Below are 19,168 nucleotides of genomic sequence, written 5' to 3'. Positions count from 1 at the left end.
TCACAAATAGGGGCGAATTACCAACTAAACAAGGCAAAGTTTGACTTTTTCTTAGCAAATACGGTACAATGGAGAAAATAAAGAAAAGAAGTGAGAATCATGTTACCAGCTTATATGAAAATCCACGATCAGATCAAGAAGGATATAGATGAGCATCATTGGAAAATTGGTGAGAGACTTCCAAGTGAGCGAGATTTAGCGGAACAGTTTCAAGTTAGCCGGATGACATTACGCCAGGCTATCTCTCTCTTGGTTGAGGAAGGAGTTTTGGAGCGTCGAGTAGGAAGTGGAACCTTTGTCTCTAGCACTCGTGTCCAAGAAAAAATGCGGGGGACAACCAGTTTTACGGAGATTGTCAAATCTCAGGGGAAAGTCCCTTCTAGCCAACTCATTTCTTACAGAAGAACCATTCCAAATGAGCAAGAGGTCGCTAAGCTAGGGATTACTCCGACAGAGAATATTATCCGCATGGAACGGGTGCGTTACGCTGACCAAGTTCCACTAGTCTATGAAGTCGCATCCATTCCTGAGAAATTTATTAAGGATTTCAAAAAAGAAGAAATCACCAGTCACTTCTTCCAAACCTTGCAGCAACATGGCTATCGGATTGGCAAATCCCAACAGACCATTTATGCAAGATTGGCTAAGGAAAAAATTGCTCACTATCTAGAAGTCGAAAAGGGGCATGCCATTTTAGCCTTGACTCAGGTCTCTTATCTTGAAGATGGGACGGCTTTCGAGTATGTAAAGAGCCAATACGTTGGTGAACGCTTTGAATTTTATCTTGAAAATAACTAGTCTAGAAAGGCTAGTTTTTTGTTTTAGAAAAGATTAGAATTGTCAAAACAATCTGTCTAGGCTTGATTTTATCGCTTATTTACTATAAAATGAGAAGGAAAAACGTCAAACTTTTATATTGCAAATAGGAGAAAAAATGACAAAAACATTAAAACGTCCTGAGGTTTTATCACCTGCAGGAACTTTAGAGAAGCTGAAAGTAGCTGTTCAATATGGTGCGGACGCAGTCTTCATCGGTGGGCAGGCCTATGGTCTTCGTAGCCGTGCAGGAAACTTCACCTTTGAACAGATGGAAGAAGGCGTGCAGTTTGCTGCTAAGTACGGTGCCAAGGTCTATGTGGCTGCTAACATGGTTATGCACGAAGGAAACGAAGCTGGTGCTGGAGAATGGTTCCGTAAGTTGCGTGACATCGGGATTGCGGCAGTTATCGTGTCAGATCCGGCCTTGATTATGATTGCAGCAACAGAAGCACCAGGTCTTGAAATCCACCTTTCAACCCAAGCCAGTGCGACCAACTATGAAACTCTTGAGTTCTGGAAAGAACTTGGTCTAACTCGTGTGGTTTTGGCCCGTGAAGTTTCAATGGAAGAATTGGCAGAGATTCGCAAACGTACTGATGTAGAAATTGAAGCCTTTGTCCATGGAGCTATGTGTATTTCTTACTCAGGTCGCTGTACGCTCTCAAACCACATGAGTATGCGTGATGCCAACCGTGGTGGTTGTTCTCAGTCTTGTCGTTGGAAATACGACCTTTACGACATGCCCTTTGGTCAAGAACGTAAAAGTCTGAAAGGTGAAATTCCAGAAGAATTTTCGATGTCAGCTGTTGACATGTCCATGATTGACCATATTCCGGATATGATTGAAAACGGTGTAGACAGTCTCAAGATTGAAGGCCGCATGAAGTCAATCCACTATGTTTCAACTGTGACCAACTGTTACAAGGCGGCTGTAGATGCTTATCTTGAAAGTCCTGAGAAATTTGAAGCCATCAAGCAAGACTTGGTAGACGAGATGTGGAAGGTTGCTCAACGTGAATTGGCAACAGGTTTCTACTACGGTACACCTACAGAAAATGAACAGTTATTTGGCGCTCGTCGTAAAATTCCTGAATATAAGTTTGTCGCTGAAGTGGTAGCGTATGATGATGCGACTCAAACGGCAACCATTCGTCAACGGAATGTCATCAACGAAGGCGACCAAGTGGAGTTTTATGGACCAGGTTTCCGTCATTTTGATACTTATATCGAAGATCTTCATGATGCCAAGGGCAATAAAATCGACCGAGCCCCAAATCCAATGGAACTCTTGACCATTAAGGTTCCACAACCTGTTCAAGCTGGGGATATGGTCCGCGCTCTCAAGGAAGGTCTCATCAATCTCTATAAGGAAGATGGAACCAGCGTCACAGTTCGTGCCTAGAGAAGGAAAAGTGAATGAATCAAGCACAAGGTTTGTTAGTTGATGATGAAGGAAGATGTGTTCATTATCATAGCGAAAAGGACATCGTTTCCCTCCAGTGCTATGAGTGTAAAAAATATTATGCTTGTTATCAGTGCCATAATGCTATAGAAACGCATGTGTTTTCGCCCTATCCCTTGGCGCTTTCTGAGGATCGACCGATTTTATGTGGGGTTTGTAAGAGGACAATGACTTTCCAAGAATACCAAAAACAGATGGCTTGTCCTTACTGCAGTGCTCCATTTAATCCAGGTTGTAAACAACACTATTCCTACTATTTTAAATAAACTGAAAAATCCAAGTTTCAAACTTGGATTTTTCAGTTTGTTTCAGAAAATATAGTAAAATCAAGAAAAACTCGCAATCTAAAATGGAAAAACTTTCTATAGAATAGGGTAAAATTAGCAAAAATAGAAATATATTACCTGAAACGCTTTCAACGTAAGTAAAAAGTTGACAAATCAAAATTTTAGGACTAAACTAAGTAAGTAAATTTTAAATAAAAGGAGAATTCATCATGAATTTAACATTTTTCGGTCTTTGTCTTGCCTGTATGGGTGTATCCCTTGCAGAAGGTATGTTGATGAACGGTTTGTTCAAATCAGCTGCTCGCCAACCAGACATCATTCCACAATTGCGTAGCTTAATGATCATGGGGATTGCCTTTATCGAAGGAACATTCTTTGTAACTCTCGTATTTTCATTTATCATCAAATAAAGAGAAGTATAAAATGGAAAAGGGAGGATTCTAGATGGAAGAAAGTATCAATCCAACCATCAATATTGGTCCTGTTACCTTTGATTTGACCTTGACAGTATTGACCTTGCTGTCTGTAGTCGTTATTTTTGGCTTTATCTATTGGGCAAGTCGGAATATGACTGTGAAACCCAAAGGAAAGCAAAATGTACTGGAGTATCTCTATGACTTCGTAGTCGGATTTACAGAACCTAATGTAGGCTCACGGTACATGAAAGATTACTCACTCTTTTACTTGTGTTTATTTCTTTTTATGGTTATCGCAAACAATCTTGGTTTGATGGCAAAACTTCAAACTACAGATGGGACAAACCTTTGGACATCGCCAACTGCCAATCTTCAATTTGACTTGGCCTTGTCATTTGGAATTATCCTGATGACCCATATAGAAGGAATTCGTCGCCGTGGTGTTAAAAAGTATCTGAAAGGCTTTGTTACCCCAGGTTTTATGACACCGATGAATCTCCTTGAAGAAGTCACGAATTTCCTATCACTTGCTTTGCGGGTATTCGGAAATATCTTTGCCGGAGAAGTGATGGCTAGTTTGCTAATCACACTTTCTCATCAGGCTCTTTATTGGTATCCAGTCGCATTTGTTACCAATCTTGTCTGGACGGCGTTTTCTGTGTTTATTTCCTGTGTTCAGGCTTATGTATTCACAGTCTTGTCTTCTATGTATTTAGGAAATAAAATTAATGATGGAGAGTAGAAAGGAGTAACAGATGCACGTAACAGTAGGTGAATTAATTGGTAACTTTATTTTAATCGCTGGCTCTTTTATCCTTTTGATTGTCTTAGTTAAGAAATATGCGTGGTCAAACTTGACAAGTGTCTTCGAAGAAAGGGCAAATAAAATTGCTGCTGATATTGATGGAGCTGAACAGGCTCGTCAAAAAGCAGAAACTCTTGCCCAAAAACGTGAAGATGAATTGGCTGGTAGTCGCAACGAAGCCAAAACAATCATTGAAAATGCTAAAGAGACAGCAGAGAAGAGTAAAGCAGATATTCTGGCAGATGCTAAAGTAGAAGCAGGTCGCTTAAAAGAGAAGGCGAATCAAGAAATTGCTCAGAATAAAGCTGAAGCTTTGCAAAGTGTTAAGGGCGAGGTGGCAGATTTGACGATTAGTCTCGCTGGTAAAATCATCTCAAAAAACCTTGACAGTCATGCTCATAAGGAACTCATTGATCAGTATATCGATCAGCTAGGAGAAGCCTAATGGACAAGAAAACAGCAAAGGTAATTGAAAAATACAGCATACCTTTTGTCCAATTAGTGATTGAAAAAGGAGAAGAGGACCGGATTTTTTCAGACTTGGATCAAATCAAGAAAGTCGCAGAAGAAACGGGCTTACCTTCTTTTTTAGCTCAGGTGGCAGTTGATGAGTCTGATAAGGAAAAAACAGTTGGTTTCTTTCAAGACTCTGTCTCACCTTTAATGCAAAACTTTATTCAGGTTCTGATTTACAATCACAGAGCAAATCTTTTTTATGATATCATTGTTGATTGTTTGAATCGTCTTGAAAGAGAAACCAATCAGTTTATAGTCACGATTTCTTCAGCTCATCCTTTAACGGACGAACAGAAGGAACGTTTGCTCCCATTGATAGAGAAAAAAATGTCTCTGAAAGTACGGAGTATCAAAGAACAAATTGATGAAGGACTCATTGGTGGTTTTGTTATTTTTGCTAATCACAAGACAATTGATGTGAGTATAAAACAACAACTTCGAGTTGTTAAAGAAAATTTGAAATAGAAAGTGGTGTTCTTTTGGCAATTAACGCACAAGAAATCAGCGCTTTAATTAAGCAACAAATTGAAAATTTCAAACCCAATTTTGATGTGTCTGAAACAGGTGTTGTAACCTATATCGGGGATGGAATTGCGCGTGCTCACGGTCTTGAAAATGCCATGAGTGGAGAGCTGTTGATTTTTGAAAACGGCTCTTATGGGATGGCGCAAAACTTGGAGTCTACAGACGTTGGGATTATCATCCTTGGAGACTTTACAGATATTCGTGAAGGTGATACGATTCGCCGTACAGGTAAAATCATGGAAGTACCTGTGGGGGATAGCCTAATCGGACGTGTTGTCGACCCACTTGGTCGTCCAGTTGATGGTCTTGGTGATATCCATACTGACAAAACTCGTCCAGTAGAAGCGCCAGCTCCTGGCGTTATGCAACGTAAGTCTGTATCAGAACCATTACAAACAGGTTTGAAAGCTATTGACGCCCTTGTACCGATTGGTCGTGGTCAACGTGAGTTGATTATTGGTGACCGTCAGACAGGGAAAACAACTATTGCAATTGATACAATCTTGAACCAAAAAGGGCAAGATATGATCTGTATCTATGTAGCGATTGGACAAAAAGAATCAACAGTTCGTACGCAAGTAGAAACACTTCGTCAGTACGGTGCCTTGGACTACACAATCGTTGTGACGGCTTCTGCTTCACAACCGTCTCCATTGCTCTTCCTAGCTCCTTATGCTGGAGTAGCTATGGCGGAAGAATTTATGTACCAAGGGAAGCATGTTTTGATCGTTTATGATGATCTTTCAAAACAAGCGGTCGCTTATCGTGAGCTTTCCCTCTTGCTTCGTCGTCCTCCAGGTCGTGAAGCCTTTCCAGGGGATGTTTTCTACCTCCACAGCCGTTTGCTTGAGCGCTCAGCTAAAGTTTCTGATGAACTTGGTGGTGGATCTATTACAGCCCTACCATTTATAGAGACACAAGCGGGAGATATCTCTGCGTATATCGCAACCAACGTGATTTCTATCACTGACGGACAAATCTTCCTTGGTGATGGTCTCTTCAATGCGGGTATTCGTCCAGCCATTGATGCGGGTTCATCTGTATCCCGTGTAGGGGGTTCGGCACAAATCAAAGCCATGAAGAAAGTAGCTGGTACACTTCGTATCGACCTTGCTTCATACCGTGAGTTGGAAGCCTTCACTAAGTTTGGTTCTGACTTGGATGCAGCAACACAGGCTAAGTTAAACCGTGGACGTCGTACTGTGGAAGTATTGAAACAACCTGTCCATAAACCACTACCTGTTGAGAAACAAGTAACCATTCTCTATGCTTTGACACATGGTTTCTTGGATACGATTCCTGTAGATGACATTGTTCGTTTTGAGGAAGAGTTCCATACTTTCTTTGATGCTCATTATCCAGAGATTTTGGAAACCATTCGTGAAACAAAAGACTTGCCAGAAGAAGCAGTCTTGGATGCTGCGATTACAGAGTTTCTCAATCAATCCAGCTTCCAATAAGAATAGAGGTGTCAGATGGCAGTATCTCTAAATGATATTAAAACAAAAATCGCCTCAACCAAAAATACGAGTCAAATCACTAATGCCATGCAAATGGTATCGGCTGCCAAGTTAGGTCGCTCTGAAGAAGCAGCGCGCAACTTCCAAGTTTACGCTCAGAAGGTTCGTAAGCTTTTAACGGATATTCTGCATGGTAACGGATCTGCTGGTTCAACCAATCCGATGCTCATCAGTCGCCCAGTTAAGAAAACAGGCTATATCGTTATTACTTCAGACCGTGGCTTGGTTGGAGGTTATAATGCTTCCATCCTTAAAGCCGTTATGGAGTTGAAAGAAGAATACCATCCAGATGGTAAAGATTTTGAGATAATCTGTATTGGTGGTATGGGAGCTGATTTCTTTAAGGCTCGTGGTATTCAGCCAATCTATGAACTACGTGGCTTGGCAGATCAACCCAGTTTTGATGAAGTTCGTAAAATTATTTCAAAAACGATTGAGATGTACCAAAACGAACTTTTTGATGAATTGTACGTCTGCTACAACCATCATGTCAATACTCTCACAAGTCAAATGCGTGTGGAACAAATGCTTCCGATTGTTGACTTGGATCCAAATGAAGCAGATGAAGAGTATAGCTTGACCTTTGAGTTAGAAACGAGCCGTGATGAGATTCTAGAGCAGTTGTTGCCACAGTATGCCGAAAGTATGATTTACGGGGCTATTATCGATGCCAAGACAGCTGAAAATGCTGCAGGTATGACCGCCATGCAAACGGCGACTGATAATGCCAAGAAGGTCATCAATGATTTGACAATCCAGTATAACCGTGCTAGACAGGCGGCGATTACACAAGAAATTACAGAAATCGTAGCGGGGGCTAGTGCCTTAGAATAAGGCTTTGCTTCCCTCGTATTAAAATGAACTTATACTCAATGAAAATCAAAGAGCAAACTAGGAAGCTAGCTGCAGGCTGTACTTGAGTACGGTAAGGCGACGCTGACGTGGTTTGAATTTGATTTTCGAAGAGTATTAGGACCTAGTTGAGCTAGGAACCGATAGTATCTTATATAGAATAGGAGAAGGAGATGAGTTCAGGTAAAATTGCTCAGGTTATCGGACCCGTTGTAGACGTCTTGTTTGCAGCAGGGGAAACACTTCCTGAGATTAATAATGCACTTGTCGTCTACAAAAATGACGAAAGAAAAACAAAAATCGTCCTTGAAGTAGCCTTGGAGTTGGGTGATGGTATGGTCCGTACGATCGCCATGGAATCAACAGATGGTTTGACTCGTGGAATGGAAGTTTTGGACACAGGACGTCCAATCTCCGTGCCAGTAGGTAAAGAAACTTTGGGACGTGTCTTTAACGTTTTGGGGGATACGATTGACTTGGATGCTCCTTTCGCTGAAGACGCTGAGCGTCAGCCAATTCATAAGAAAGCTCCAACTTTTGATGAATTGTCTACCTCATCTGAAATCTTGGAAACAGGGATTAAGGTTATCGACCTTCTTGCCCCTTACCTAAAAGGTGGTAAAGTTGGACTCTTCGGTGGTGCCGGAGTTGGTAAAACTGTCTTGATCCAAGAATTGATTCACAACATTGCCCAAGAACACGGTGGTATTTCAGTATTTACTGGTGTTGGGGAACGTACTCGTGAAGGGAACGACCTTTACTGGGAAATGAAAGAATCAGGCGTTATCGAGAAAACAGCCATGGTATTTGGTCAGATGAATGAACCACCTGGAGCCCGTATGCGTGTTGCCCTTACTGGTTTGACAATCGCCGAATACTTCCGTGATGTAGAAGGCCAAGATGTGCTTCTCTTTATCGATAATATCTTCCGTTTCACTCAAGCTGGTTCAGAAGTATCTGCCCTTTTGGGTCGTATGCCTTCAGCCGTTGGTTACCAGCCAACACTTGCTACAGAAATGGGTCAATTGCAAGAGCGGATCACGTCAACTAAGAAGGGTTCTGTAACCTCTATCCAAGCCATCTATGTGCCAGCGGATGACTATACTGACCCTGCGCCAGCCACAGCTTTTGCTCACTTGGATTCAACGACTAACTTGGAACGTAAGTTGGTACAGTTGGGGATTTACCCAGCCGTTGACCCACTTGCTTCAAGCTCTCGTGCCTTGGCACCTGAGATTGTTGGTGAGGAGCACTATGCAGTTGCTGCTGAGGTTAAACGTGTCCTTCAACGTTACCATGAATTGCAAGATATCATTGCTATCCTTGGTATGGATGAACTTTCTGATGAAGAAAAGACCTTGGTTGCACGTGCCCGTCGTATCCAGTTCTTCTTGTCTCAGAACTTCAACGTTGCCGAACAATTTACTGGTCAACCTGGTTCTTATGTGCCAGTAGCGGAAACAGTTCGTGGCTTTAAGGAAATCCTTGAAGGAAAACATGACCAGCTACCAGAAGATGCCTTCCGTGGTGTCGGTTCAATCGAAGACGTCATTGCTAAGGCAGAGAAAATGGGATTTTAAGAGGTGATCTATGGCTCATTTAACTGTCCAGATCGTGACACCAGATGGCCTCGTCTATGATCACCATGCCAGCTTTGTATCGGTACGAACTCTGGATGGTGAGATGGGGATCTTGCCACGACATGAAAATATGATTGCGGTTTTAGCAGTTGATGAAGTAAAGGTAAAACGAATCGATGATGATACTCATGTGAACTGGATTGCAGTGAACGGAGGAATTATCGAGATTGCTAATGATATCATTACTATTGTAGCAGATTCAGCAGAGCGTGCTCGTGATATTGATATCAGTCGTGCAGAACGCGCGAAACTTCGAGCTGAACGAGAAATCGAAGAAGCCCATGATAAGCATTTGATTGACCAAGAACGTCGTGCAAAAATTGCATTGCAACGTGCTATCAACCGTATCAATGTCGGAAATAGACTATAAAAAAATGAACTTGAATTTCAAGTTCATTTTTTTTAATGTGGGAAGTTGATGCAGACTGCCTCAGGGACATGGAAGTCGTTAGAAAGTTCTGCAAGACGGCCACTTTTAGGATTACGCTTAAAGACGGTTGCGTTATCAGAATCTTGATGAACAGCAATGAGAAACTCTTGATCAGGAGTTAGGTCGAAATCACGTGGATTTTTACCATGGCTTGGTACAATCTCTAATAATTCCAAGCTACCATCAGCGAGGATTGTATAGACTGCAATGGAATCATGACCTCGGTTGGATGCATAGAGGTATTTGCCATCTTTTGAAAGACGAATGGCAGCAGTAGCATTAAAGCCTTCGTATCCATCTGGTAAGGTTGAAATAACTTGCATGCGTTCAAATTCACCAACCCCATCATAAATCAAGACCTCTATAGTGCTATTAAGTTCGCAGATGAGATAGGCAATCTTATAGTGTTGGTGGAAAACGATGTGGCGTGCACCTGCCCCAGCTTGGCTGTGATAAGTGTAGAGTTTATTTAGTTTTCCTTCTGGACTAACATCATAGGTTGTTACCTCATCTGTTCCTAAATCACAGGTGACGAGGTACTGGTCAGGTGTTAGATCCGTAAAGTGTACATGTGGGGAAGTTTGGTTTTCATGAGGACCTTGTCCACTATGTTGATCTAGATCCGTTTGGATGAGGCTACCATCCGTTTGACGTTTATAAACGAGAACTTGACCCTTATGATAGTTGGCCCCATAAACGAGACCACGTTTTTCATCCACTGCCACATAGCAATGGGGAGCGCCTTCTTCAACCACATGATTTAGCAAAGCGCCATCTGTCTTGTAAGCAGCGATTCCACCTAAGCCATCCTGGCTCCCTACAGTGTATAAGTGTTGCTGTTGGTCAAAGGCAAGGTAGGTCGGACTTGGTTCAGCAGCAAAGAGTTCAAGATTTGCAAGCTGGCCTGTTTCTGTATCAAAATCTGCCTTGTAAATCCCTTTAGATAAGCGACGAGTGTAAGTTCCAAAATAAACAGTTTCTTTCATGTCCATACCTCTTAATAATGATAAGTTCATTATACCACAAAATGGCAGTCATGAAGCATCAGATTCATCCATGTAAGCACTTTAAAAAAGAGTTATTTTAGTCTAAAAATGGTATAATGAGAGAACGACAGAAAGGATGTATTTATGGAACATAAAGAGAAACATTTTAGCCTATCTTGGTTTTTTAAGTGGTTTTTAGATAATAAAGCCATCACTGTATTTTTAGTAACCTTGTTACTGGGGCTAAATATTTTCATTCTAAGTAAGATTAGTTTTATCTTTTTACCAGTTTTGGATTTTCTTGAGGTTGTCATGTTGCCAGTTATTTTATCTGGTTTACTTTATTACCTCCTCAATCCGATTGTGGACTGGATGGAGAAGCACAAGATCAATCGTGTCCTTGCCATTAGTATTGTTTTTGTTATTATCGGACTCTTTATCATTTGGGGATTGGCAGTCGCAATTCCTAATCTGCAACGTCAAGTCTTAAATTTTGCGAAGAATGTGCCGACATACCTGGAAGATGCTGATAAGGTGATCAATGACCTTGTAACCAAACGCTTACCAGATGATTTTAGACCACAGTTGGAGCAGGTTCTTTCCAATGTTTCTAGTGAGGCGACCATGTGGGCCAGCAAAATCTCTTCTCAGGCTGTTAACTGGGTTAGCGCCTTTATCAGTAGCGTTTCCCAGGTCATTGTTGCGGTTATTATCGTACCCTTCATGCTCTTTTATCTTTTGAGAGATGGGAAAGGCTTGCGAGATTACCTGACTAAATTCATCCCAAACAAGTTAAAAGAACCTGTCGGACAAGTTTTGTCAGATGTTAATAAGCAGTTATCAAACTACGTTAGAGGGCAGGTTACAGTTGCTATTATCGTGGCAATTATGTTTATTATCTTCTTTAAGATTATTGGTCTCAGATATGCTGTGACTCTTGGTATTACGGCTGGTATCCTCAATCTAGTACCTTACCTGGGTAGTTTTCTAGCGATGTTGCCTGCTTTGGTTTTGGGCTTGATTGCAGGACCTGTCATGCTTTTGAAAGTGATTATTGTCTTTATTGTTGAACAAACGATTGAAGGTCGCTTCGTTTCTCCGCTTATTTTAGGTAGTCAGCTAAACATCCATCCTATCAATGTCCTCTTTGTTCTCCTAACTTCAGGTTCTATGTTTGGTATTTGGGGAGTCTTGCTGGGAATTCCTGTCTATGCTTCTGCCAAGGTTGTTATCTCAGCTATCTTTAACTGGTATAAAAAAGTCAGCGGTCTGTATGAAGAAGAAGGGGAGGAAATCAAGAGTGAACAATAGTCAACGCATGCTCCAGGCTTTGGATGAACAGGATTTAACCAAGGCGGATCAATATTTTCACAAAGCCCTCGAAACAGATTCAAGTGAAGTTCTTTATGAACTAGCAAGCTATCTAGAGGGAATTGGCTTTTATCCTCAAGCAAAAGAAATTTACCCAAATATCGTTACAGAATTTCCAGAAGTGAATCTGAACTTAGCAAGCATTGCTAGCGAGGATGGCAATGTTGAAGAAGCCTTTGCTTACCTTGAGGAAATCACACCCGAAAGTGACTGGTATGTATCAGCTTTGGCCTTGAAGGCTGACCTCTATCAGTTGGAAGGATTGACAGATGTAGCACGTGAAAAGTTACTGGAAGCCCTAAACTACTCAGACGATCCCTTATTAGTTTTTGGTTTGGCTGAGTTGGATAGCGAGTTAGGAAATTATCAGGAAGCTATTCAGGGCTATGCTCAGTTAGACAATCGCTCTATCTATGAGCAAACGGGTGTCTCAACCTATCAGCGAATTGGCTACGCTTATGCCCAGTTAGGTAAGTTTGAAGCTGCAACTGAATTCTTAGAAAAAGCTTTAGAATTAGAATACGATGACCAAACTGCCTTTGAACTGGCTAGTCTTTACTTTGATCAAGAAGAGTATCAAAAATCTGTTCTGTACTTTAAGCAGATTGATACCATTTCGCCAGATTTTGAAGGATATGAGTATGGTTATAGTCAAGCCTTGCACAAGGAACATCAGGTGGAAGAGGCCCTTCGTATCGCTAAACAAGGTTTGGAGAAAAATCCATTTGAAACTAGGCTCTTACTAGCTGCTTCACAGTTTTCGTATGAATTGCATGATGCTAAGGCAGCGGAGGAATTTCTCCTTACAGCCAAAGAAGATGCAGAAGACCTTGAGGAAATTTTCCTTCGCCTTGCGACCATTTATATGGAGCAAGAGCGATTTGAGGATATTATCGCTCTTCAAAGTCAAGAACCTGAAAACCTCCTGACTAAGTGGATGATTGCCCGTTCTTACCAGGAAATCGAGGATTTAGATAAGGCCTTTGAGCTCTATCAGGAACTATCGTCTGATCTCAAGGATAATCCTGAGTTCCTGGAGCAGTATACTTATCTTTTGCGTGAATTGGGGGATTTTGAAGAAGCCAAGGTACAGGCTGAAGCTTATTTAAAAATCGTTCCAGATGATGTTCAGATGCAAGAACTCTTAGAAACACTTTAAGGATTTCTGATTTTTGTAAAATCATGTTAATAGAAACGAATGACTTTAAATGAATGATTTGAAAGACCTCAGAGGTCTTTTCTTTTTTACTAATATAATATAAATGTTAGAATTTCTTATAGCCAATTTAGATGAAGTTTTGAACGATGAAAGTCTGCTGCACCCTATAAAATAAGAGTTTAAAGGTATGGTTTGAACATCGAACTACTATGAAATACTTGACAAATTTATATAAGAATATATAATAATAAATAGGGGAATCTATCCCCAAAAATAAAGGAGGCAAATGTTGTGAAAAAGATTAATAAAAAACTTTCTCATGCATTCATGGCGCTATTGTTAGTAGCTTCAGTATTTATCCCAGTACTAAGAACTAGCAATGTGGTTAAAGCTGCTGAACTATCATCTAGTAGCTATACGCTAACGACAGTACCGACAATTAACAATAATAAGTTAGTTGATGGTGCAGAGTATGGTGAAGGGAAATTTTACCTTCAAACCACTTACAAATTCGACAACTCAACAACGTTGAAGAATGGTGACTTTATGGTTTATAAAGTTCCAAATGAATTCAAAATTGAATCAGATTCAACTACTGAAATCTTTGGTAACGATGGAGTCACTAAGGTTGCTGAGTTAACGACAAATAAGTCTGCAAATACAGCGACTGTAACGGTAAGTAACGAAGATTATTTTTCTAACTTACCTGAAGAGAAACAAATTTCGGCCTTATTTACTGTTGTATGGGCTGATAATGTTGAACTCAATAAATCGTATCCAATCGACATTCCTGGAGCAGGAGTATACAATTTGACTCGTATTGTTCCAGATGAGGATCCAACAGGATTTACTAAATGGGGAGTTCAAGATACAAACGATCCAAATTATATTAATTGGTATATTCGCGTAAACAAATATGCTAATCCTTATGAAGGTGTTTCGATTCAAGATACAATCCCTGAAGGGCAAGTATTAGCTAGTGAGATTACAGGTTACTACTTTACTGAATGGGGTAAGGATGAGCATCATCCTCTTTTGAATCCAAGTCACATTGTTGTTCAAGATTCTAATCGCTTCACTATTACTCCAAATGGTAATGGTGATCTAACTAATCAAGGTTTGTATGTAGTCTATAAGACTCGTATCACCGCACCAGTTGATAATACAACAAAGAAAGCTTTCAATAACGTTAAAATTACGACTTCGACTGAAAACTTTGATGTAGAAGGTTTTGCACCATTAACTACAACTGAAGGTATTAGTTCAGGTTCACGCTCTACAGAAGTTTCATTTGAGGTTTCTAAGCAGTTAAAAGGAAAAGACTTAGCTGCTGAAGAATTTAGCTTCCAACTACTTGATCCAAACGGATCAGTTGTTGAAACTGTTAAGAATGATAAAGATGGCAAAGTGAAATTTAAAGCCGTTAAATTCTCTACAGTGGGTACTTATAAGTATCAAATCAAAGAAGTTAATGATCAAAAACCAGGTTTTGCTTACGATGATAAGACTATTAACGCAGAAGTTACTGTAACAGATGTTTATGGTGAGAAGTTTGCAAGTGTTAAATATGACAATAAAGTTTTTGTAAATTCGTATTCTGCTAAATCTGCAACAACTTCAATTACTGCTAAAAAAGTCCTAAATGGTAAAACTCTTGAGGCAGATAAATATGAATTTGAATTGAAAGAAGGCGACAAACTTGTAGCTACAGCTAAGAATGCTGCAGACGGAACAGTTGCTTTCCCAGAGATTGAATACACTGCTGCAGGAACTCACACGTATACTATCACTGAAAAAGATGGTGGTGAAGCTGGTGTAACTTATGATAAAAATGCTTATACAGTAACAGTAAAAGTTGTAGACAATGGTCAAGGTCAACTTGTAGCAACAGTTACAGGTAATAATCCAACCATCACAAATACTTATGCTGCTGAGACTCCGGGTTCTTCAGATAACAAACCTAAACAACCAGGAGAAACTAAAGAACTACCAAATACTGGTACTTCTGAAATGACTATCTTGCTTACTGTTGTAGGAGTAGTACTTGCATTCGGTTCCATTCTCTTATTCCGTTTCAAAAAAGTTAAATAATCTAGTTGAAAAATCTTGATGCCTTTGCTATGGCATCATCAAAGAGCCACTTGTATGGATAGTAGAAATGATACTATTCTTATAAAGTGGTTCTTTTTTTATATCTCTAGAGCTAAGAAGTGAATGAGAGAAAACATAGTTCTGTATCAATGAAATCTTTATAGATATTTGATAAAAGAATTTGATCATTGTTCTCTCAGAATTAGAAGTTAAACCTATATTCTCGTCTAGAATCCTTATAATTCTTCTAATTTTTTAAGATGATATCTCGCACGGATTTCTTAGATAAAGGTGTATAGTTCAAGAATTATAGAATTTTTTTACAAAAACTCTTGCTAAATTGTTTATTTATGCTATAATAGGAACAATAATTTTTAGGAGGTGCAGTATGTCTTATATGTTTGAGATATTACCAAGTTTATTGAACGGTGCAAGTATGACTCTTCAAGTCTTTGCTCTGGTCTTGATCTTTTCAATTCCTTTGGGTATTGTCGTTGCCTTTGCTTTACAAGTCCGCTGGAAACCCCTCCATTATCTGATTGACCTTTATATTTGGGTGATGCGAGGGACTCCCTTGCTCTTGCAATTAATCTTTATTTACTATGTGCTCCCTAGCATTGGGATTCGTTTAGATCGTTTGCCTGCTGCTGTGATTGCTTTTGTACTGAACTATGCAGCCTACTTTGCTGAAATCTTTCGTGGTGGGATTGAAACCATTCCTAAAGGTCAATATGAGGCTGCTAAGGTCTTGAAGTTTAGTCCTTTTGACACAGTGCGCTATATTATTTTGCCTCAGGTTACAAAGATTGTCTTACCGAGCGTCTTTAATGAAATTATGAGTTTGGTCAAGGATACTTCATTGGTCTATGCCCTTGGGATTTCAGATTTGATTTTGGCTAGTCGGACAGCAGCCAATCGAGATGCCAGTCTTGTTCCTATGTTTTTAGCTGGAGCGATTTATTTGATTATGATTGGTCTTGTAACCATTGTAGCGAAAAAACTTGAGAAGAAGTACAGTTATTACAGATAGGAGGATTGCTATGTTAGAATTACGAAATATCAACAAGGCCTTTGGTGGCAAACAAATCTTAACCAATTTCAGCCTATCAATTCCTGAAAAGCAAATCCTTGCAATCGTAGGTCCATCAGGAGGCGGAAAGACAACCCTATTACGTATGTTAGCTGGATTGGAAACCATCGATTCGGGGGAAATCTACTATAACGGCGAATCGCTAGCTATAGACGAACTAGAAAAGCGCAATCTTCTGGGATTTGTTTTCCAAGATTTTCAACTCTTTCCGCATTTATCAGTTCTAGATAACTTAACTCTGTCGCCCATAAAAACGATGAGCATGGAGAAGGAAGTTGCTGAGAAGAAGGCGCGTGGTTTATTAGAACAACTTGGGTTAGCAGGACATGCAGATGCCTTTCCTTTCTCACTTTCAGGTGGGCAAAAACAACGGGTGGCTTTAGCTCGCGCTATGATGATAAACCCAGAAATTATTGGATATGATGAGCCTACATCAGCCTTAGATCCAGAATTGCGATTAGAAGTAGAAAAACTTATCCTTCAAAATAAAGAGCGTGGGATGACTCAGATTGTTGTGACCCACGATCTTCAGTTTGCGGAAAACATTGCTGATCAGATTCTTAAGGTTGATCCAAAGTAGGAGTAGGAGGTGCCTATGAAGAGAAAGAAAATTGCCCTTGTACTTGCTCTGTTCTTTAGCTTCTTCCTGACGGCTTGTACTCAGAAGGCAAGTGATCCAAATCAGGATAATTGGGCCAAATATCAAAAGCAGGGTAGCATTACTATTGGCTTTGACAATACCTTTGTTCCCATGGGATTTGAGGAGAAGAATGGCCAGTATGCAGGTTTTGATATTGACCTAGCCCAAGCTGTTTCTGAGAAGCTAGGAATTCAGATTAAATTTCAACCCATCGACTGGGATATGAAAGAAACCGAACTACAAAATGGTACCATTGATGCCATCTGGAATGGCTATACAGCTACAGATGAACGGAAAGAGAAGGTTGCTTTTACCATTCCATATATGGAAAATCAACAAGTTTTGGTCTCTAAAAAGTCTCAAAATATCCACTCAATTCAGGATATGACTGACAAAGTTTTAGGGGCCCAGGCTGGATCTTCTGGTTATTTGAATTTTGAAGGACAACCCGAACTACTCAAGAATCGAGTGAAAGACCAGAAGGCTAATCAATACCAAAGTTTCAATGAAGCCTTAATTGATTTGAAAAATGATCGGATTGATGCCTTGTTGATTGACCGGGTATATGCCAATTATTATCTCCAGTCTGAAGGAATATTAAATGACTACAATGTCTTTTCAGCTGGATTTGAAAGTGAAGCTTTTGCAGTGGGTGTTAGACCTGCTGATAAAACTTTGCTAGCTGCTCTGAATCAAGCCTTTATCTCACTATACCAAGAAGGAAAATTTCAGGAAATCAGTCAGAAGTGGTTTGGGGAAGATGTAGCCACCAGTCAAGTTAAAAATCAAGAATAAGAAAAGAGATTGAGTTTTTCCTCAGTCTCTTTTTGCATCGAAAAATCCTCTGGCAAGTACCAGAGGATAAGAGCTTATACTCAATGAAAATCAAATAGCAAACTAGGAAGCTAGCCGCAGGCTGCTCAAAGCACTGCTTTGAGGTTGTAGATAGAACTGACGAAGTCAGTAACCATACATACGTCAAGGAAACGCTGACGTGGTTTGAAGAGATTTTCGAAGAGTATTATTTCATTGTTGGAAAGAGCAATACATCACGGATAGTAGTTGTATCAGTGAGGAGCATGCAGAGACGGTCGATACCGATACCCAAACCACCTGTTGGTGGCATACCGTATTCAAGAGCCTCGATGTAGTCGTAGTCGATACCTGTTGCTTCATCGTCACCAAGTTCTTTAGCTTTTGCTTGGGCTTCGAAACGGCTAAGCTGGTCGATTGGGTCGTTCAACTCAGTAAAGGCATTACCGTACTCCTTAGTCATGATGAAGAGCTCGAAACGGTCAGTAAAGCGTTCGTCTTCAGGATTTTTCTTAGCGAGTGGAGACACAGCTACTGGATGACCATAGACAAAGGTTGGTTGAATCAAGGTTTCTTCAACGAACTCTTCAAAGAAGGCGTTGATAATGTGACCAACTTCAGTGTAGTGTTTTTCAACTGGAACTTTCTTCTCAGTAGCGATAGCTTTTGCTTCTTCAAAAGTCATGTCTTGCCAGAAATCAACACCAGTAATTTCCTTGATAGCATCTACCATGTGAACACGTTTAAATGGTTCGTTGATCTTAATTTCAGTACCTTGATAGTTAACTGGACCATCACCCTTAACTGCCTTAGCAGCGTGTTGGATAATACCTTCCGTCAAGTCCATGATATCTTGGAAGTCTGCATAAGCTTGGTAAACTTCGATAGAAGTAAACTCAGGGTTATGAGTAGCGTCCATTCCTTCGTTACGGAAGATACGCCCAATTTCATAGACACGTTCCATACCACCAACGATAAGGCGTTTCAAGTGAAGCTCAGTCGCGATACGAAGCACCATGTCAATGTTTTGGGCATTGTGGTGAGTGATAAATGGACGAGCAGCAGCACCACCGGCTTCATTATGAAGGACAGGTGTTTCCACTTCAAGGAAGCCTTTTTGATCTAGATAACGACGGATTTCAGAGATGATTTTTGAACGAGTAACAAAACGTTCGAAGCTTTCGCGGTTAGAAATCAAGTCAAGGTAACGTTTACGATAGATGGTTTCAACGTCTGTCAAACCGTGGAATTTCTCTGGAAGCGGGCGAAGTGCTTTAGACAAGTGAGTGATGTGTGTAGCCTTAATAGATAGTTCTCCCATATCGGTACGCATGACTTCACCTTCGACACCAAGGAAGTCACCCAGGTCTGCTTTTTTGAATATTTCGTAGTTTTCTTCACCGACTTCATCTTTACGAACGTAGATTTGGATTTGACCTTCACGGTCTTGGAGATGGGCAAAGCCAACTTTCCCTTTACCACGTTTAGTTACTAAGCGTCCAGCGATAGTAGCAGTTTCATTTAGTTCATGTAATTGTTCTTTATCAAGTTCTGCAAATTTGTCTTTAAGCTCTTGTGAGTTAGCAGTACGTTCAAAACGTTTTCCGAAGGGATCGATTCCTTGTTCACGGAGCGCAGCCATTTTTTCACGGCGAACGATCTGCTGGTCATTTAGTTCTTCCATATGTTCTGTAGACATGGGTTCCTCCTAATTTTACTCAAAATTTGATACGATGAGTCATTTTT

The 19,168-nt window shown here is 40.3% G+C and carries 19 protein-coding genes; 17 read left to right on the top strand and 2 right to left on the bottom strand.

The window, feature by feature from the left end:
* Positions 1-99: 99 nt before the first annotated feature.
* The 11 genes from HMPREF1115_RS07545 (at position 100) to HMPREF1115_RS07495 (ending at position 9,212) form a co-directional block, all read left to right on the top strand.
* Positions 100-798 carry a GntR family transcriptional regulator gene (locus HMPREF1115_RS07545; RefSeq protein WP_000936178.1) on the top strand — a complete coding sequence of 233 codons (699 nt, stop codon included), beginning with the start codon at positions 100-102 and terminating at the stop codon, positions 796-798.
* A gap of 136 nt (positions 799-934) precedes the next feature.
* Positions 935-2,221: a peptidase U32 family protein gene (locus HMPREF1115_RS07540; RefSeq protein WP_000169100.1), complete on the top strand. Its 1,287-nt coding sequence runs from the start codon at positions 935-937 to the stop codon at positions 2,219-2,221.
* A gap of 14 nt (positions 2,222-2,235) precedes the next feature.
* A complete protein-coding gene (locus HMPREF1115_RS07535; protein WP_001070655.1) occupies positions 2,236-2,547 on the top strand; it encodes a CHY zinc finger protein in 312 nt (103 codons plus the stop codon).
* A 230-nt stretch (positions 2,548-2,777) separates the two neighbouring features.
* Positions 2,778-2,978 carry a F0F1 ATP synthase subunit C gene (locus HMPREF1115_RS07530; protein ID WP_001054555.1) on the top strand — a complete coding sequence of 67 codons (201 nt, stop codon included), beginning with the start codon at positions 2,778-2,780 and terminating at the stop codon, positions 2,976-2,978.
* Between the two features lie 34 nt (positions 2,979-3,012).
* On the top strand, positions 3,013-3,726 hold the full coding sequence (atpB, locus tag HMPREF1115_RS07525; RefSeq protein WP_000392868.1) for a F0F1 ATP synthase subunit A: 714 nt from the start codon (positions 3,013-3,015) through the stop codon (positions 3,724-3,726).
* A 13-nt stretch (positions 3,727-3,739) separates the two neighbouring features.
* The gene (gene atpF / locus HMPREF1115_RS07520) at positions 3,740-4,234 is read left to right on the top strand and encodes a F0F1 ATP synthase subunit B (protein ID WP_000558543.1); all 495 of its coding nucleotides are present in this window, start codon (positions 3,740-3,742) and stop codon (positions 4,232-4,234) included.
* Positions 4,234-4,770 carry a F0F1 ATP synthase subunit delta gene (locus tag HMPREF1115_RS07515; RefSeq protein WP_000358976.1) on the top strand — a complete coding sequence of 179 codons (537 nt, stop codon included), beginning with the start codon at positions 4,234-4,236 and terminating at the stop codon, positions 4,768-4,770. The genes atpF and HMPREF1115_RS07515 overlap by 1 nt, the downstream gene beginning before the upstream one ends.
* Positions 4,771-4,784: 14 nt before the next feature.
* On the top strand, positions 4,785-6,290 hold the full coding sequence (atpA, locus tag HMPREF1115_RS07510) for a F0F1 ATP synthase subunit alpha (RefSeq protein ID WP_000996617.1): 1,506 nt from the start codon (positions 4,785-4,787) through the stop codon (positions 6,288-6,290).
* Between the two features lie 15 nt (positions 6,291-6,305).
* The gene (locus HMPREF1115_RS07505) at positions 6,306-7,184 is read left to right on the top strand and encodes a F0F1 ATP synthase subunit gamma (protein ID WP_000301225.1); all 879 of its coding nucleotides are present in this window, start codon (positions 6,306-6,308) and stop codon (positions 7,182-7,184) included.
* 191 nt (positions 7,185-7,375) lie between these two features.
* Positions 7,376-8,782: a F0F1 ATP synthase subunit beta gene (atpD, locus tag HMPREF1115_RS07500; protein ID WP_000094372.1), complete on the top strand. Its 1,407-nt coding sequence runs from the start codon at positions 7,376-7,378 to the stop codon at positions 8,780-8,782.
* Positions 8,783-8,792: 10 nt separating this feature from the next.
* Positions 8,793-9,212 (top strand): F0F1 ATP synthase subunit epsilon, encoded by a 420-nt coding sequence (locus HMPREF1115_RS07495; protein ID WP_000940836.1) that lies wholly within the window; start codon positions 8,793-8,795, stop codon positions 9,210-9,212.
* 32 nt (positions 9,213-9,244) lie between these two features.
* Here HMPREF1115_RS07495 and HMPREF1115_RS07490 read toward each other — a convergent pair whose 3' ends face one another.
* Positions 9,245-10,258, bottom strand: a complete 1,014-nt coding sequence (locus HMPREF1115_RS07490) for a lactonase family protein (RefSeq protein ID WP_000665600.1) — start codon at positions 10,256-10,258, stop codon at positions 9,245-9,247.
* A 144-nt stretch (positions 10,259-10,402) separates the two neighbouring features.
* On the opposite strand from HMPREF1115_RS07490, the gene HMPREF1115_RS07485 reads away from it, so the two are divergent.
* The 6 genes from HMPREF1115_RS07485 to HMPREF1115_RS07460 all read left to right on the top strand — a co-directional run bounded on the left by HMPREF1115_RS07485 (position 10,403) and on the right by HMPREF1115_RS07460 (position 17,404).
* Positions 10,403-11,569 carry an AI-2E family transporter gene (locus HMPREF1115_RS07485; protein ID WP_000400291.1) on the top strand — a complete coding sequence of 389 codons (1,167 nt, stop codon included), beginning with the start codon at positions 10,403-10,405 and terminating at the stop codon, positions 11,567-11,569.
* Complete coding sequence (locus tag HMPREF1115_RS07480) at positions 11,559-12,788, top strand: tetratricopeptide repeat protein (RefSeq protein WP_001065976.1); 1,230 nt, start codon at positions 11,559-11,561, stop codon at positions 12,786-12,788. Before HMPREF1115_RS07485 ends, HMPREF1115_RS07480 begins: the two co-directional genes overlap by 11 nt.
* Before the next feature lie 291 nt (positions 12,789-13,079).
* Positions 13,080-14,879, top strand: a complete 1,800-nt coding sequence (locus tag HMPREF1115_RS07475; protein ID WP_000723556.1) for a Spy0128 family protein — start codon at positions 13,080-13,082, stop codon at positions 14,877-14,879.
* A 388-nt stretch (positions 14,880-15,267) separates the two neighbouring features.
* Complete coding sequence (locus HMPREF1115_RS07470) at positions 15,268-15,909, top strand: amino acid ABC transporter permease (protein WP_000121156.1); 642 nt, start codon at positions 15,268-15,270, stop codon at positions 15,907-15,909.
* A gap of 10 nt (positions 15,910-15,919) precedes the next feature.
* Entirely contained in the window at positions 15,920-16,549 is a 630-nt protein-coding gene (locus HMPREF1115_RS07465) for an amino acid ABC transporter ATP-binding protein (RefSeq protein ID WP_000891744.1), read from the top strand.
* Positions 16,550-16,564: 15 nt separating this feature from the next.
* Positions 16,565-17,404, top strand: a complete 840-nt coding sequence (locus tag HMPREF1115_RS07460; protein WP_000823414.1) for an amino acid ABC transporter substrate-binding protein — start codon at positions 16,565-16,567, stop codon at positions 17,402-17,404.
* A gap of 226 nt (positions 17,405-17,630) precedes the next feature.
* Here the strand turns inward: HMPREF1115_RS07460 and lysS are convergent, their stop codons facing one another.
* The gene (lysS, locus tag HMPREF1115_RS07450; protein WP_000102439.1) at positions 17,631-19,121 is read right to left on the bottom strand and encodes a lysine--tRNA ligase; all 1,491 of its coding nucleotides are present in this window, start codon (positions 19,119-19,121) and stop codon (positions 17,631-17,633) included.
* Between the last annotated feature and the right edge of the window lie 47 nt (positions 19,122-19,168).

Origin of the sequence: Streptococcus oralis SK610 (assembly GCF_000257455.1) — a bacterium.
GTDB lineage: Bacteria > Bacillota > Bacilli > Lactobacillales > Streptococcaceae > Streptococcus > Streptococcus oralis_CB.
Note: the sequence above shows the minus strand (reverse complement) of the source record. Positions and strands in the feature narration are given on the sequence as shown.